Source organism: Paraburkholderia elongata, assembly GCF_013177735.1.
Lineage (GTDB): Bacteria > Pseudomonadota > Gammaproteobacteria > Burkholderiales > Burkholderiaceae > Paraburkholderia > Paraburkholderia elongata.
This window is the reverse complement of record NZ_WOEZ01000070.1, coordinates 1-13,504: the sequence shown is the minus strand read 5'-3', so window position 1 is coordinate 13,504 and position 13,504 is coordinate 1. Positions and strand designations below refer to the sequence as shown.

The following is a 13,504-nucleotide window of genomic DNA, read 5'->3' as shown; positions in this document are numbered from 1 at the left end:
GAATTAACAGGCGGTAATTAAGATGTCGCACTTCACTCGTAATCCGGTTCATTCGCGCACCGCTCAGGCGCTCGTGCAGCTCACGCTGCTCGCGACTCTGGGTGGCTGCGGCCTCGTGCCGAAGCAGCCGATCGTCCAGCAACCGATGACGGCGCTGCCGCCGATGCCGCCGCAGGCGCAATCGCCGGGCTCGATCTACAACCCGGGTTACGCGGGCCGGCCGCTGTTCGAAGATCAGCGGCCGCGCAATGTGGGCGACATCCTGACGATCGTGATTCAGGAAAACGTCAACGCGACGAAGTCGTCGGGCGCCGGGGTCAACCGTAACGGCAACACCAACTTCGACGTGCCGACCGCCGGCTTTCTCGGCGGCCTGTTCGGCAAGACCAACCTGAGCGCGAACGGCGCCAACAAGTTTTCGGCGACCGGCGGTGCGAACGCGTCGAATACCTTCAACGGCACGATCACGGTGACGGTGACCGGCGTGCTGCCGAACGGCAACCTGATGGTCAGCGGCGAGAAGCAGATGCTGATCAACCAGGGCAACGAATTCGTGCGCTTTTCCGGTGTGGTGAATCCCAACACGATCTCCAACCTGAACGCCGTGTACTCGACCCAGGTGGCTGACGCGAAAATCGAATACTCCGCGAAAGGCTATATCGACGAATCCGAGAACATGGGCTTCCTGCAGCGCTTCTTCCTCAACGTGTCGCCGTGGTGATCATGCGTACCGCCTTCTTCCGCCTCCACCGCGCCGCGTTCGCCGCACCTCTCGCGCGATTGGCTCGCGTCTGCCGTGCGCTGGCCTTCATCGCGCTCGCTTGCGCCGCGCTGCCGGCCGCTACGCCCGCCTATGCCGAACGTCTGAAGGATCTCGTGCAGATCCAGGGCGTGCGCGACAATCCGCTGATCGGCTACGGCCTCGTCGTCGGTCTCGACGGCACGGGCGACCAGACCACGCAGACGCCGTTCACCACGCAGACGCTCGCCAACATGCTGGCGAACCTCGGCATCTCGATCAACAACCAGGCGGCGGGCTCGAGCAATCAGCAGTCGTCGCTGTCGAACATCCAGTTGAAGAACGTCGCCGCGGTGATGGTGACGGCGGTGTTGCCGCCGTTCGCGCGTCCCGGCGAAGCGATCGACGTGACGGTGTCCTCGCTCGGTAACGCCAAGAGCCTGCGCGGCGGCACACTGCTGCTCACGCCGCTCAAGGGCGCCGACGGCCAGGTGTATGCGCTCGGCCAGGGCAACCTCGCGGTCGGCGGCGCCGGCGCGAGCGCGAATGGCAGCAAGGTGCAGGTGAATACGCTGGCCGCGGGCCGCATTGCCGGCGGTGCGATCGTCGAGCGCGCGGTGCCGACCTCGGTATCGCAAGCGGGCACGATGCAGCTCGACCTGAACGACATGGACTACGACACCACGCAACGCATCGTGGCAGCGGTGAACAATGCGTTCGGCAGCGGCACGGCCACGGCGCTCGACGGTCGCACGATTCAACTGCGCGCACCGTCCGAGCCGGAGCAGCAGGTTGCCTTCATGGCGCAATTGCAGAACCTCGACGTCAAGCCGGCGCAAGCCGCCGCGAAGGTGATCCTGAACGCGCGCACCGGTTCGATCGTGATGAACCAGATGGTCACGCTGCAAAACTGCGCGGTGGCGCACGGCAATCTTTCGGTGGTGATCAATACGCAGCCGGTGGTGAGTCAGCCGGGCGCATTCTCGAATGGCCAGACGGTGGTGGCCAAGCAGTCGCAGATTCAGATGAAGCAGGACAACGGCGCACTGAAGATGGTGACCGCCGGCGCCAACCTCGCCGACGTGGTGAAGGCGCTCAACGCACTGGGTGCGACGCCCGCGGATCTGATGTCGATCCTGCAGGCCATGAAAGCGGCGGGCTCGTTGCGCGCCGACCTGGAAATCATCTAAGGAAGACACAGGATGAATTCGGATACGACCAATTCCGCCAATGCGGCGAACGACCTGACCCAGCGCTTCGCGCTGGACGTGCAGGGCTTCGGCAAATTGAGCGCGCAAGCCAAGGCTTCGCCGCAAGCCGGCATGAAGATGGCCGCGCAGCAGTTCGACGCGGTGTTCACGCAAATGATGCTGAAAAGCATGCGCGATGCGACACCACAGGATGGTCCGTTCGATTCGCATGACAGCGCCACCTTCACGTCGATGATGGACCAGCAGTTGTCGCAACAGATGTCGCAGAAGGGCATTGGCGTGGCTGACGCGATGCTCAAGCAGATGATGCGCAATCAGGGCATGCAGGTAGGTGGCGCGAGCGGCGCAGGCGGCGGTCTCCCCGGCATGGCCAACGCGCTCGGCGGCGGCAGCGGCGGCGACGAAGGCCAGACCGCGGCGCTGAACGCGCTCGCGAAGGCCTACGGCAATGCGCAGGCCAACGGCCAACTGGCGATGGGCAAGGGCTACTCGGCCAACAGCGCGCTGACTCCGCCGATCAAAGGCGACGGCACCTCGCCGAAGGTCGACGCCTTCGTCGACAAACTCGCCGCCCCGGCGCAAGCCGCCAGCGCGGCAACCGGCATTCCGGCGCGCTTCATCATCGGCCAGGCCGCGCTCGAATCGGGCTGGGGCAAGAGCGAGATCAAGAAGTCGGACGGTTCGACCAGCCACAACGTGTTCGGCATCAAGGCGACTAAGGACTGGACCGGCAAGACCGTCTCGACGGTCACGACCGAATATGTGAACGGCAAGCCGCAGCGCACCGTCGAAAAATTCCGTGCGTACGATTCGTACCAGGAAGCGATGACCGACTACGCGAGCCTGCTCAAGGGCAATCCGCGTTATGCGCAGGTGATCAATTCCGCGCATGACGTGAATGGCTTTGCCAACGGCATGCAGCGCGCGGGTTACGCGACCGATCCGCATTACGCGAAAAAGCTGATGTCCATCATGCAGAAAATGGGCTGATTTCCCTTAATGCAAATGCGTGGCAGGCGCGCGGCAGGTGTGTGGTTCCACTCGACTGCGCAGCCGATCAGTTTATGCAGTTTGATTTTCTCGAATAAAGTATGCACGCGACGGGGCCAGATGCATAACAAGACGGACGAGGCCGGCTGCCTACGGGCGGCCGGTCCACCCGCATAACCGGCGTGAATGCCGCCTGTATTCGATGCACCCGGATTCCACTGGTGACATATCGGCGTTTTAACGTTTGCGGCAAATATTTCAATACATGCCCCTAAATTTTGGCTGAACGCTGCCGCTAATCAGTTAGACCCGATACCGGAAAGCGTTGTAATGTCCGGTTGAATGCGCGTGCTGCGGCTTCGATGAAGACCGCGCGAAAGCCACCCCGGCAGGAGCCTTGGCACGCGCCCGCAAGAACATGCATACCGGCAAGCCTATGGATACTACCCAGTCGCACGGCCAGACCGACGCACCCGGCCAGTCGCACGCCCCGCTAGACGAAAGCGTCCCCGATTTCGGCCGTCGCAATCCGCTGGAGATTGGCGTTCAGTTACGCAACCTCGTCAATCGAGGCGATTTCCTCACCGTTGAATATGCGGGCGGTCAACTCGTGACGCGCCTGCTCGATGTCGACGTGCGCGGGCGCACTTTCACTTTCGATTGGGGCGCGCTCTCCGAACAGAACAAAGGTTTATTAGCCGCGCCGCGTTGCCAGTTCCACGCATCGCCGGATGGTGTGCGTGTGGAGTTCGCAACCGGCACGCCACGCGAAACCCGCTACGAAGGACTGCCCGCATTCGAGGCCAACTTCCCCGAGGTGCTGTTCTACGTGCAGCGCCGCGAGTATTTCCGCGTCGATGCGCCGATTCTCGATCCGTATATGTGCAGCGGCCGTTTGCCCGAAGGCGACACGTTCCGCTTTGAAGTGCACGATCTGTCGCTCGGCGGCGTCGGCATGCGCACCGCGGATGAACGCGTGGCCGAATTGCCGATGGGCACGCAGCTGCAGGATTGCGAACTGTCGCTCGGCTCGCTCGGCCGGCTTTCGCTCGATCTGCAACTGGTGTCACACCGCTCCACCGCGTTGCCGAACGGCACGCAGCGCTATCAACTCGGCTTCCGTTTTCTGACGCTGCCGGGCAGCGCCGAAAACACGCTGCAACGTCTGATTACGCAACTGGAAATGAAGCGCCGCTCGCTGGTGCGCTGATCAGCGGGAAAAAAGCGGAAAAAAGGCGAAAAAGCCTTGCGGCACGCGCCTCGCAAACGTTGAAACAAACGTCGAACAAGCATCGGAATGGCCCTCAATTTTTCCTCGTGGGGGCCGTTAAACAGGATGTTCAAGTAACGCGGCGGCATGTGGTCGGTGTCGCCCTTCAGGATGACGCATGTCCAATCTCATCAATCTCGGACTCAGTGGACTGAACGCAGCCCAGTGGGGACTCACGACGACCGGCCAGAATATCAGCAACGCGTCGACGCCGGGCTACACGATCGAAAAGCCGGTCTACGCGGAAAGCGGCGGCCAGTACACGGGTTCCGGCTATTTGCCGCAGGGTGTCTCGACCGTCACCGTGACGCGCCAGTACAGCCAGTATCTGACGACTGAGCTGAACAACGCGCAGAGCTCGGGCAGTTCGCTGTCGACGTACAACACGATGATCTCGCAGCTGAACAATCTGATCGGCAGCCCGACGGCCGGGATTGCGAGCGCGATCACCAGCTATTTCACCGGTTTGCAGAACGTCTCGAACAACGCCTCCAGTCTGGCCACCCGCCAGACCGCGATGAGCGGCGCGCAGACGCTCGTGAACCAGATCAATGCCGCGGGCCAGCAATACGACGCGCTGCGCCAGAGCGTCAACACGCAGCTCAGCAACACCGTTTCGCAGATCAACAGCTACACGCAGCAGATTGCCCAGTTAAATGGACAGATATCCGCGGCCAGCTCGCAGGGCCAGCCGCCGAACCAGTTGATGGATCAGCGCGATCAAGCCGTGTCGAACCTGTCGCAACTGATCGGCGTGAACGTCGTGAACAGCAACGGCAGCTACAGCGTGTTCATGGGCAACGGCCAGCCGCTCGTCTCGGCTGGTAACAGCTACAACCTGGGCACGGCGCCTTCGACGGGCGACACCAGCGAACTGTCGGTGCAGTATCTCGGCCAGGCTGGCGCGAACCCGGCCGCCGCGCCGCAAAACCTGCCCGACAGCAAAGTCACCGGCGGTACGCTCGGTGGTCTCCTCGCGTTCCGCAGCCAGACGCTCGATCCGGGCGAAGCACAACTTGGCGCGATTGCGGTGAGCTTCGCTTCGCAGGTCAACGCGCAGAACAGCCTCGGCATCACGCTCGCCGGCGCACAGGGCGGCGCGCTGTTCTCGGTGGGCGGCCCGACCGTCTACGCGAATACGCAGAATACCGGCAACGCTTCGCTGAACGTGTCGTTCGCGAATCCCGCGCAGCCGAGCACCGGCGATTACACGCTCGCCTATAACGGCACTACTTACACGCTGACCGACAATTCGAGCGGCGCCGTGGTGGGCTCGGCGACCAATTTGACCCAGCCGATCAACGGCCTGAATTTCTCGACCACCGGCACGATGAAAGCCGGCGATTCGTTCACGGTCGAACCGACCCGCGGCGCGCTGAACAGCTTCAACACTGCGACCTCGGACCCGTCGGCGATCGCCGCCGCCGCACCGGTGCTCGGCGCCGCAACGTCGAGCAACACCGGCACCGGCACGATCACGCAAGGTACGGTGACAGCCGGCTACACGATGCCGAATGCGACCACCACGCTGTCGTACAACGGCGCGGGTCTGTCGGGTTTCCCGACGGGCTCGACGGTGACGGTGGCAGGTACGCCCCCCACCACCTACCCGATCGCCAGCGCGGCGACCGTGGTGCCGTATTCGTCGATCACGGGCGCGACGCTGACGATCAACAACGCGACCGCCGGCCAGATGAACAACGTCTCGGTGACGATCAGCGGCGCACCGGCCGCCGGCGACACGTTCACCATCGGCCCGAACACCGGCGCGAACAACGACGGCCGCAATGCGCTGGCGCTGTCGAATCTGTCCACGGCGAAGGCAATGGCAGGCGGCACGGTCACGCTGACGGGCGCGTACGCGAACTACGTCAACCAGATCGGTAACCAGACCAACCAGATTCAGACATCGAGCACGGCGCAGACCTCGCTGGTGACGCAGATCACCACCGCGCAGCAGTCGGTCTCGGGCGTGAACATCAACGAAGAAGCAGCCAACCTGCTTCAGTATCAGCAGCTGTATCAGGCGAACAGCAAGGTCATTCAGACCGCGCAGACCCTGTTCCAGACGCTACTCGGCATCTTCCAGTGAGGCGTTGAACATGCGTATCTCCAGCACGCAGTACTTCAACATGAACGTGGCGACGATGAGCGATCAGCAAGCTCAGTTGTCGCAGTTGTATCAAGAGATCTCGAGCGGTGTAAGCCTCTCCACGCCGTCGGACAATCCGCTCGGCGCGGCGCAGGCAGTGCAGTTGAGCTCGACGGCGACGTCCCTGTCGCAGTACACGACCAACCAGGGCGCGGCACTCGCTTCGCTGCAACAGGAAGATTCGACGCTCGGCAGCGTCAATACGGTGCTGCAGAGCATTCACACGCTGGTGCTGCGCGCCGGCGACGGTTCGCTGAACAACGGCGACCGCGGCTCGATCGCGACGCAATTGCAGAGCTTGCGCAGCCAGTTGATGACGCTCGCCAATTCGACCGACCCGCAAGGCAACGCCTTGTTCGGCGGTTATCAAAGCACTGCGCAGCCGTACACCACCAATTCGGCCGGCGTCGTGACCTATTCGGGCGATACCGGCACGCCTGCCATGCAGATCACCTCCACGCACACCATTCAGACCGGTGACAACGGGAACGCGATCTTCAGCAGCGTGGCACCGATCGGCACCAGCTCTGTGCCGGCCGCGACGGCCGGCAACTCCGGCACGGGTGTGATTAGCACCGTCAGCCTGACGAACCCGACCAATCCGGCCAATGCGGACATGTACAAGATCGCCTTCACGTCGGCGACCACCTACACGGTGACCCAGACCCCGCCGAGCGGGGCGCCGACCACGAGTGGGCCGCAACCGTTCACGGCCGGCTCGGCGATCACGCTAGGCGGTCAGACGGTGTCGATCAGCGGCGCGCCGAACGCGGGCGACAGCTTCACGGTGACGCCGGCCACGCAAGGCAGCACGGATGTATTCGCCAACCTGAGCCAGTTGATCACCACGTTGCAAACGCCGGTGTCGGGCGGCGCCTCGACGGCCAGCTACCAGAGCGCACTGACCGCCAGCATGACCCAGCTCGAAAACACGATGAACAACGTCGTGACCGCGCAGGCGGCAGTGGGTGGCCGCGAGCAGGAAGTGCAGGCGTTGCAGACGGTCACGCAGACCAACACGTTGCAGACGGCGAGCAACCTGGCGAATCTGACCCAGACCGACATGGCCAAGACGATCGGCCAGTACACGATGACGCAAAACGCGCTGCAGGCGGCGCAGCAGGCGTTTGTGAAGATTCAGAGCGTTTCGCTGTTCCAGTACCTGAACTGATCGGACGAGTAGTCAGAAACAAGGAAGGGCGGAAGCCGGTGTGAGCCGGTTCTGCCCTTCTTTGTCTTGAGTGGCCGATGCATGGCCAGAATGCGTGAGCGATGCGCGCGTGAGGCGTGGCTAACGCGAAGCCACCCGCCAGCCCGGAAGCCGCGCTACTTCAATCCCGCCGCCACACGTCCCATCTGATCGATGCCGACGTCGAACAGGCGCATGAAAAACGGAATCATGTTCGGGATCATCAGTTGCAGGAGCAGCATGCCGATCAGCATCGTCAGCGGAAAGCCGATCTGGAATACGCCGATTTGCGGCGCGGCGCGGTTCAGAATGCCGAGCGAGATGTTGGTGATCAGGAGCGCGACGACCACCGGCAGCGACAGCAGCAGCCCCGCCGAAAACACTGTGCTGCCGAAATTCGCCAGTGTGCGCCAGCCGGGTGCGCCCAGAATATTCGCCGACACCGGTACCGACTGGAAGGTGGTCAGCAGCGCGCTGATCATCTGCAGATGCCCGTCAATTACCAGAAACACCAGCATGGCGATGATGTTCATGTAGCTCGCCAGCACCTGGCTCGAACTGCTCGCCTGCGCGTCGAAGAATGTCGCGAAGCCGAGGCCCATGCCCAGGCCGACGAAGTCGCCGGCGGCGCTGATCGCTTGAAACACGATCTGCATCGTCATGCCGAGCGCGATGCCGATCAGGAACTGGTTGACGATGATCCACACGCCTTCGGCGGAAAACACCGTGACCTGCGGCAGCGCGCCGAGCGTGGGCGCGACGATGATCGTGATGAAAGCCGCGAGGCCGATTTTCACGCGCGTCGGCAGCGAACGGTTGCCGAGCACCGGCGCGGTCGCCACCAGCGCGAGAATCCGCACGAACGGCCACAGGAACGCCGTGAGCCAGGCGTTCAGTTGTGCGTAAGTGACGGAAAACATGGCGGTGGGGGAGGACGCAAGCGCCGAGCGGAGGCCGGGGCCGCGCTCAGTTGACGAGCGACGGGATGTTGGTGAGCGTCTGGCGCAGGTAGTCGAGCATGGTCGTCAACATCCACGGACCGGCGATCACCATCGTAATGGCGATTGCGAGCAGCTTCGGAATGAACGACAGCGTGGTTTCGTTGATCTGCGTAGCGGCCTGGAACAGGCTCACCACCAGACCGACCACCAGCGCGACCAGCAGCAACGGCGCGGCAAGCAGCAGGCCGACATACATGGCCTGGTGCGCGAGCGTCATGACGGATTCTTGATTCATGGCGTTTTCGACCGGAAGCGTGAAAGGGTTGAGTGATGCAACTCAGTGACGTAGCTCAGTAATGTAGCTCAGTGACGCAGCTAAGTGACCCGGTTAAACAAAACTCTGCGCGAGCGAGCCGAGCAGCAATTGCCAACCGTCGACCAGCACGAACAGCATCAGCTTGAACGGCAGCGAGATGGTGGCCGGCGACACCATCATCATCCCCATCGACATCAGCACGCTCGCCACCACCATGTCGATGATCAGGAACGGGATGAAAATCGTGAAACCGATCTGGAAGCCCGTTTTCAGTTCACTCGTCACGAACGACGGCACCAGCAACGACAGCGGCACGTCTTCCGGACCTTGCATTGGCGCCGCGTGCGAGATGCGGGCGAACAGTGCGAGATCGCTTTCGCGGGTCTGGCGCAGCATGAAGGTCTTGAACGGTGCGAGGCCGCGGTTCACCGCCGTCTCCATCGGCATCGAGCCTTCGGAGAACGGTTTGTAGCCGTCGTTATAGGCTTTGTCGAGCACCGGAGACATCACGAACAGCGTGAGGAACAGCGCGAGACCGACCAGCACCTGGTTAGGCGGCGTGGTGGTGGTGCCGAGCGCCTGGCGCAGCAGCGATAACACGATGATGATGCGCGTGAAGCTCGTCATCATCAACACCATCGCCGGCAGGAACGACAGCATCGTGAGCAGCAGCATCGTCTGCACGCTCAGCGAGTAGGTCGTGCCGCCGTTCGGGCCCGGGCTCGTATTGAAGGCCGGCAAGCCGGCGGTTTGCGCGAATGACAGCGTCGGCAGCGCGAGCATCAGCGCCGGCAACACGACCGGCGCGACACGGCGCAAGACGGGAATGACTTTCGAGGCGGCGCAGGACATGCGAGTGACGTGCGCTTGATGTACTGATTGCAAGGATTGCGCTGATTGAAGACTGAACTGCATTACCGATCCCCGCTGCCTTGCCCATTGAAACGCTTGCCCACTTCGCCCTTTAAAGCGTCGCGAAAGCGTTGGGCGAAGGTGCCGGGCAATGCTGCGCCTTTACCCGATGCAAGCGACGCACCCGAAGCATTCGATGCGCCTGGTGCGGCCGGTTGCATGCCTGCGATCGGATCGACCGCGGCCGAACCGGCGGGCATCGTATGCAGCAGACGCACATTGCCGGGCGCCGTGCCGAGCACGAGCCACGTATCGCCGATCTCCACCACGGCGACCCGCTCCTTGCCGCCGAGTGAGGCGCCGCCGATCGTCTTCACGAGGCCGCCGCGATGGGCCGGCTGCAAGCCGAAGCGGCGCGCGAGCCATGCACAGGCGAACACCAGACCGATCACGACCAGCAGGCCGACGATGGTTTGCAACACCGCGCCGACGCCGAGCGCCGGAACGGCCGTGCCGGCGCCCACACCCGACGCGATTTTCGCGGCGTTGTTGACCGCGTTCATGTCGGCTGCGTGCGCGGTCGATGGTGCGAATGCTGCCACCGAGGTCAGCGCGAAGATCAGTGCGAGCATCGGCGCCGAGGTGGCCGCTGCCGTCGTTGCCGTTGCTGCGGGCGCAGCGCGATTGAGAACATTGCGCGACGCATGCAGCATGGCGCGACCGGCAACACGTTTCATCGATTCAGCTTCCGGATGCGTTCGGACGGCGTGATGATATCGGTCAGACGGATACCGAACTTGTCGTTCACGACCACCACTTCGCCCTGGGCGATCAGGCAGCCGTTGACCAGCACGTCCATCGGTTCACCCGCCATGCCGTCCAGTTCCACGACCGAGCCCTGCGCGAGTTGCAGCAGGTTGCGGATCGCGATCTTGGTGCGGCCGAGTTCGACGGTCATCTGGACGGGAATGTCCAGGATCATGTCGATGTCGTTGCGCGTCGAGGTCGGTTCGACCTTCGAGAGCGGCTGGAACACGCCGGCCGTGGTCGCGCTGACTTCCGTATTGTCGTTCTGCTCGGCCAGCGCGCTGGCCCAGTCGGCCATCGCCGCGTCGTCTTCGGCGCTGGCTGCGTCGGCGGCCAGTTGCGGCTCGCCAGCGGCCAGTTCGGCCTCAGTCTTTGCGTTCAGATCACTCATATCCACCATCCTTCATCGTGTCGGCTGCGCTGATCATTTTCTGGACCCGCAACGCGTACTGACTATTGAAAATTCCGTAGCCGCACTCCATCACCGGCACGCCATCGACTTTCGCCGTGATGTGTTCGGGGATGTTGATCGGCAGAACATCGCCACGGCGCATGTTCAGGATCTGTTCGAACGTGACCGGCACCTGGGCTAGGTCGGCGGTCAGTTCCACTTCCGCTGCCTGCACCTGTTGCGACAGCACGCGGACCCAGCGGCGGTCGACTTCCAGCGCCTCGCCCTGGATCGGCGACGAGAGAATGTCGCGGATCGGTTCGATCATCGAATACGGCATGCAGATGTGCAGCGTGCCGCCGGTCGTGCCGAACTCGATCGAGAACTGCGTGACGATGACGATTTCATTCGGCGTCGCCACGTTGGCGAACTGCGTGTGCATTTCCGAGCGCACGAATTCGAACTGCAGCGGGCGTACGCTTTTCCACGAAGCCGCGTAGTGCTCGAACGTGAGATTGAGCAGCTTCATGATGATGCGCTGCTCGGTTGCCGTGAAATCGCGGCCTTCGACGCGGGTATGGAAACGCCCGTCGCCGCCGAACAGGTTATCGACCACGAAGAACACCAGATTCGGGTCGAACACGAACAGCGACGTGCCGCGCAACGGCTTCACATGGACCAGGTTCAGGTTGGTCGGGATCGGCAGGTTGCGGGTGAACTCGCTGTACTTCACCACCTTCACTGGACCGACGGAGATTTCCGCCGAACGCCGCATGAAGTTGAAGATACCGACGCGCAACAGGCGCGCGAAGCGGTCGTTGATGATTTCGAGGCCGGGCATCCGGCCGCGGACGATGCGTTCCTGCGTCGCGATGTTGTACGGGCGTACGCCCGCACGATCGGTCTGCTCGGCGACCGAGTCGGACTCGCCGGTGACACCCTTGAGGAGGGCATCGACCTCCTCCTGGGACATGAACTCTTCGTGGCCCATTCCTTATTCCTCGTGCGTCCCTAAGCGGTTAATGATGGCAGCGCTGAATAACGTCACTGAGAAGCTCACTGCACGACGAATTCGGTGAACAGCACGTCCTGGACGTGGATCGGCGCGGCGCCCTTATCGGTCGGCTGTTCGATCAACGTCTGGAGTTCGGTGGCGAGCGCGCGTTTGCCTTCGAGCGGCGCGAGTTCTTCCGGGTGTTTGTTCGACAGTGCGAGGAGGATGCGGCTGCGCACTTCCGGCATATGGTCGGAGAGTTCCTGCTGGGTTTTCGGGTCGTTGAGCTTGAGCGTCAGGCCGATACGCAGGAAGTGTTGCTGACCGTCGTCCGATTGCAGGTTGACGGTCATTGATTCGAGCGGGAAGAACAGGGGCACGGCTAATGGCGCCGGCGCGCTGGCGGTTGCCGCTGAGGCGGGGGCGGGGCTGCGCTGGGACATGAAGAACCACACACCCGCGCCGGCAGCGCCTGCGGCGATGATCGCGATTAGGACGATCAGGATGATGCGCTTCAAGGGGCCCGGGGAAGCGGGCGCGGCTTGCTGGTTTGCGGTCGTGGTTGCCATGAGGTTTGCTTTGCTTGCCTTTAGTGCTGGTGAGGGTGATTGTTGTTTATTTGCCTGCGGCGCGATGGGTCGAAAAGAAGGGTTATTGAGGGCTATCTCTGGTTTTTGCCCATTCGGGCGGGGGATCGCCTCGCGGCGCGGCTTTTGCGGTTTTGCCTGCTCGGCGCTTTTGGTCTTCTTTTGTTTTGTCTGTTTGCCTGCGGTGTTGGACTTTCCCTGATCTGGATCTTTGGCCTTTCCTTGATTTGATATTGGTCTATTAGCGTCGCCCCTGTGCGGGGCAGGCACTTACTTTCTTTGCCGCCGCAAAGAAAGTAAGCAAAGAAAGCGGCTTCACACCGCTAATTCTTAAGCGGGTCCCTTGGCTTGGAGGAGGTAGTGGAGCATCTGGAATCGGTGCCCTCGCACATTCGGCGTGAGTGACAAAGCCGTCATACTTCCGACGGCGCTGCGCGCGCCGACGCGTAATTCACCAAACCGATCTCCGCGCTTGCGCTCTCGCATTTTGATCGGCACCGCGGCCACTCGCGGACCTCGTCTTCTGAATCTCCAGGCGCCTCGCCGAGGCGAAGCCGATGGCCCCCACCACGCCCAAACGAAGCCCCAGGTTTCCCATGCAGACCCATCCGCGACGCACGTAGTGCGGAGTGGGAGCTGATGAGCGCTTTGTCACTCACGCCGAATGTGCCAAGGCACGGATTCCAGATGCGCCACTACCCCCTCCAAGCTAGGGGACCCGCTTAAGAGTTGGCGGTTTGAGCCGCTTTCTTTGCTTACTTTCTTTGCGGCGGCAAAGAAAGTAAGTGCCTGCCCCGCACAGGGGCGACGCTAATAAACCAATATCAATTCAAGGAAAGGCCAAGAAGCCAGATCAAGGAAAGGCCCACGCCGTAGGCAACCAGACACAAAGCGCCGCGCAGGCAAACAAACCAAGCAAAGCCCAACGCCGCAGGCAAACAGACAAAAAAGCGCCGCGAAGGCAAAAGCACTAATTAAGCAAACGTATCAACCAACCCCACACTGCGCCGCACGGCAACATCAGCCACGACAGAATCAGAATCAACCCCAGCGCCGCCGGCAAAA

General features: G+C 62.3%; 13 protein-coding genes. 6 read left to right on the top strand and 7 right to left on the bottom strand.

Annotated features, from left to right (window positions below):
• The first annotated feature begins 22 nt into the window (after positions 1-22).
• The 6 genes from flgH (at position 23) to flgL (ending at position 7,533) form a co-directional block, all read left to right on the top strand.
• Entirely contained in the window at positions 23-721 is a 699-nt protein-coding gene (gene flgH, locus GNZ13_RS14005) for a flagellar basal body L-ring protein FlgH (protein ID WP_172165079.1), read from the top strand.
• A 2-nt stretch (positions 722-723) separates the two neighbouring features.
• Positions 724-1,929 carry a flagellar basal body P-ring protein FlgI gene (locus tag GNZ13_RS14000; RefSeq protein WP_236001990.1) on the top strand — a complete coding sequence of 402 codons (1,206 nt, stop codon included), beginning with the start codon at positions 724-726 and terminating at the stop codon, positions 1,927-1,929.
• Positions 1,930-1,941: 12 nt separating this feature from the next.
• Positions 1,942-2,940 carry a flagellar assembly peptidoglycan hydrolase FlgJ gene (gene flgJ / locus GNZ13_RS13995; protein ID WP_172165076.1) on the top strand — a complete coding sequence of 333 codons (999 nt, stop codon included), beginning with the start codon at positions 1,942-1,944 and terminating at the stop codon, positions 2,938-2,940.
• A gap of 436 nt (positions 2,941-3,376) precedes the next feature.
• The gene (locus GNZ13_RS13990; protein WP_172165073.1) at positions 3,377-4,150 is read left to right on the top strand and encodes a flagellar brake protein; all 774 of its coding nucleotides are present in this window, start codon (positions 3,377-3,379) and stop codon (positions 4,148-4,150) included.
• A 178-nt stretch (positions 4,151-4,328) separates the two neighbouring features.
• Positions 4,329-6,302 (top strand): flagellar hook-associated protein FlgK, encoded by a 1,974-nt coding sequence (gene flgK, locus GNZ13_RS13985; protein WP_172165070.1) that lies wholly within the window; start codon positions 4,329-4,331, stop codon positions 6,300-6,302.
• A gap of 10 nt (positions 6,303-6,312) precedes the next feature.
• A complete protein-coding gene (gene flgL / locus GNZ13_RS13980) occupies positions 6,313-7,533 on the top strand; it encodes a flagellar hook-associated protein FlgL (RefSeq protein ID WP_172165067.1) in 1,221 nt (406 codons plus the stop codon).
• 155 nt (positions 7,534-7,688) lie between these two features.
• Here flgL and fliR read toward each other — a convergent pair whose 3' ends face one another.
• From fliR to fliL, 7 genes are all read right to left on the bottom strand, one after another.
• Positions 7,689-8,471 (bottom strand): flagellar biosynthetic protein FliR, encoded by a 783-nt coding sequence (gene fliR, locus GNZ13_RS13975; protein ID WP_172165064.1) that lies wholly within the window; start codon positions 8,469-8,471, stop codon positions 7,689-7,691.
• Between the two features lie 46 nt (positions 8,472-8,517).
• Positions 8,518-8,787, bottom strand: a complete 270-nt coding sequence (fliQ, locus tag GNZ13_RS13970) for a flagellar biosynthesis protein FliQ (protein WP_028198519.1) — start codon at positions 8,785-8,787, stop codon at positions 8,518-8,520.
• 93 nt (positions 8,788-8,880) lie between these two features.
• Positions 8,881-9,723 carry a flagellar type III secretion system pore protein FliP gene (gene fliP, locus GNZ13_RS13965; protein ID WP_172165061.1) on the bottom strand — a complete coding sequence of 281 codons (843 nt, stop codon included), beginning with the start codon at positions 9,721-9,723 and terminating at the stop codon, positions 8,881-8,883.
• Positions 9,723-10,397, bottom strand: a complete 675-nt coding sequence (gene fliO / locus GNZ13_RS13960; RefSeq protein ID WP_172165058.1) for a flagellar biosynthetic protein FliO — start codon at positions 10,395-10,397, stop codon at positions 9,723-9,725. The genes fliP and fliO overlap by 1 nt, the downstream gene beginning before the upstream one ends.
• Positions 10,394-10,858 carry a flagellar motor switch protein FliN gene (fliN, locus tag GNZ13_RS13955; RefSeq protein WP_074281892.1) on the bottom strand — a complete coding sequence of 155 codons (465 nt, stop codon included), beginning with the start codon at positions 10,856-10,858 and terminating at the stop codon, positions 10,394-10,396. The genes fliO and fliN overlap by 4 nt, the downstream gene beginning before the upstream one ends.
• A complete protein-coding gene (fliM, locus tag GNZ13_RS13950) occupies positions 10,851-11,849 on the bottom strand; it encodes a flagellar motor switch protein FliM (RefSeq protein ID WP_172165055.1) in 999 nt (332 codons plus the stop codon). The genes fliN and fliM overlap by 8 nt, the downstream gene beginning before the upstream one ends.
• Before the next feature lie 65 nt (positions 11,850-11,914).
• On the bottom strand, positions 11,915-12,421 hold the full coding sequence (fliL, locus tag GNZ13_RS13945; RefSeq protein ID WP_172165202.1) for a flagellar basal body-associated protein FliL: 507 nt from the start codon (positions 12,419-12,421) through the stop codon (positions 11,915-11,917).
• Between the last annotated feature and the right edge of the window lie 1,083 nt (positions 12,422-13,504).

Bases quoted from the DNA above. Each gene is read 5' to 3' on its own strand.
- flgH (WP_172165079.1), top strand. From the start codon at position 23: ATGTCGCACTTCACTCGTAATCCGGTTCATTCGCGCACCGCTCAGGCG.
- GNZ13_RS14000 (WP_236001990.1), top strand. From the start codon at position 724: ATGCGTACCGCCTTCTTCCGCCTCCACCGCGCCGCGTTCGCCGCACCT.
- flgJ (WP_172165076.1), top strand. From the start codon at position 1,942: ATGAATTCGGATACGACCAATTCCGCCAATGCGGCGAACGACCTGACC.
- GNZ13_RS13990 (WP_172165073.1), top strand. From the start codon at position 3,377: ATGGATACTACCCAGTCGCACGGCCAGACCGACGCACCCGGCCAGTCG.
- flgK (WP_172165070.1), top strand. From the start codon at position 4,329: ATGTCCAATCTCATCAATCTCGGACTCAGTGGACTGAACGCAGCCCAG.
- flgL (WP_172165067.1), top strand. From the start codon at position 6,313: ATGCGTATCTCCAGCACGCAGTACTTCAACATGAACGTGGCGACGATG.
- fliR (WP_172165064.1), bottom strand. From the start codon at position 8,471: ATGTTTTCCGTCACTTACGCACAACTGAACGCCTGGCTCACGGCGTTC.
- fliQ (WP_028198519.1), bottom strand. From the start codon at position 8,787: ATGAATCAAGAATCCGTCATGACGCTCGCGCACCAGGCCATGTATGTC.
- fliP (WP_172165061.1), bottom strand. From the start codon at position 9,723: ATGCAGTTCAGTCTTCAATCAGCGCAATCCTTGCAATCAGTACATCAA.
- fliO (WP_172165058.1), bottom strand. From the start codon at position 10,397: ATGAAACGTGTTGCCGGTCGCGCCATGCTGCATGCGTCGCGCAATGTT.
- fliN (WP_074281892.1), bottom strand. From the start codon at position 10,858: ATGAGTGATCTGAACGCAAAGACTGAGGCCGAACTGGCCGCTGGCGAG.
- fliM (WP_172165055.1), bottom strand. From the start codon at position 11,849: ATGGGCCACGAAGAGTTCATGTCCCAGGAGGAGGTCGATGCCCTCCTC.
- fliL (WP_172165202.1), bottom strand. From the start codon at position 12,421: ATGGCAACCACGACCGCAAACCAGCAAGCCGCGCCCGCTTCCCCGGGC.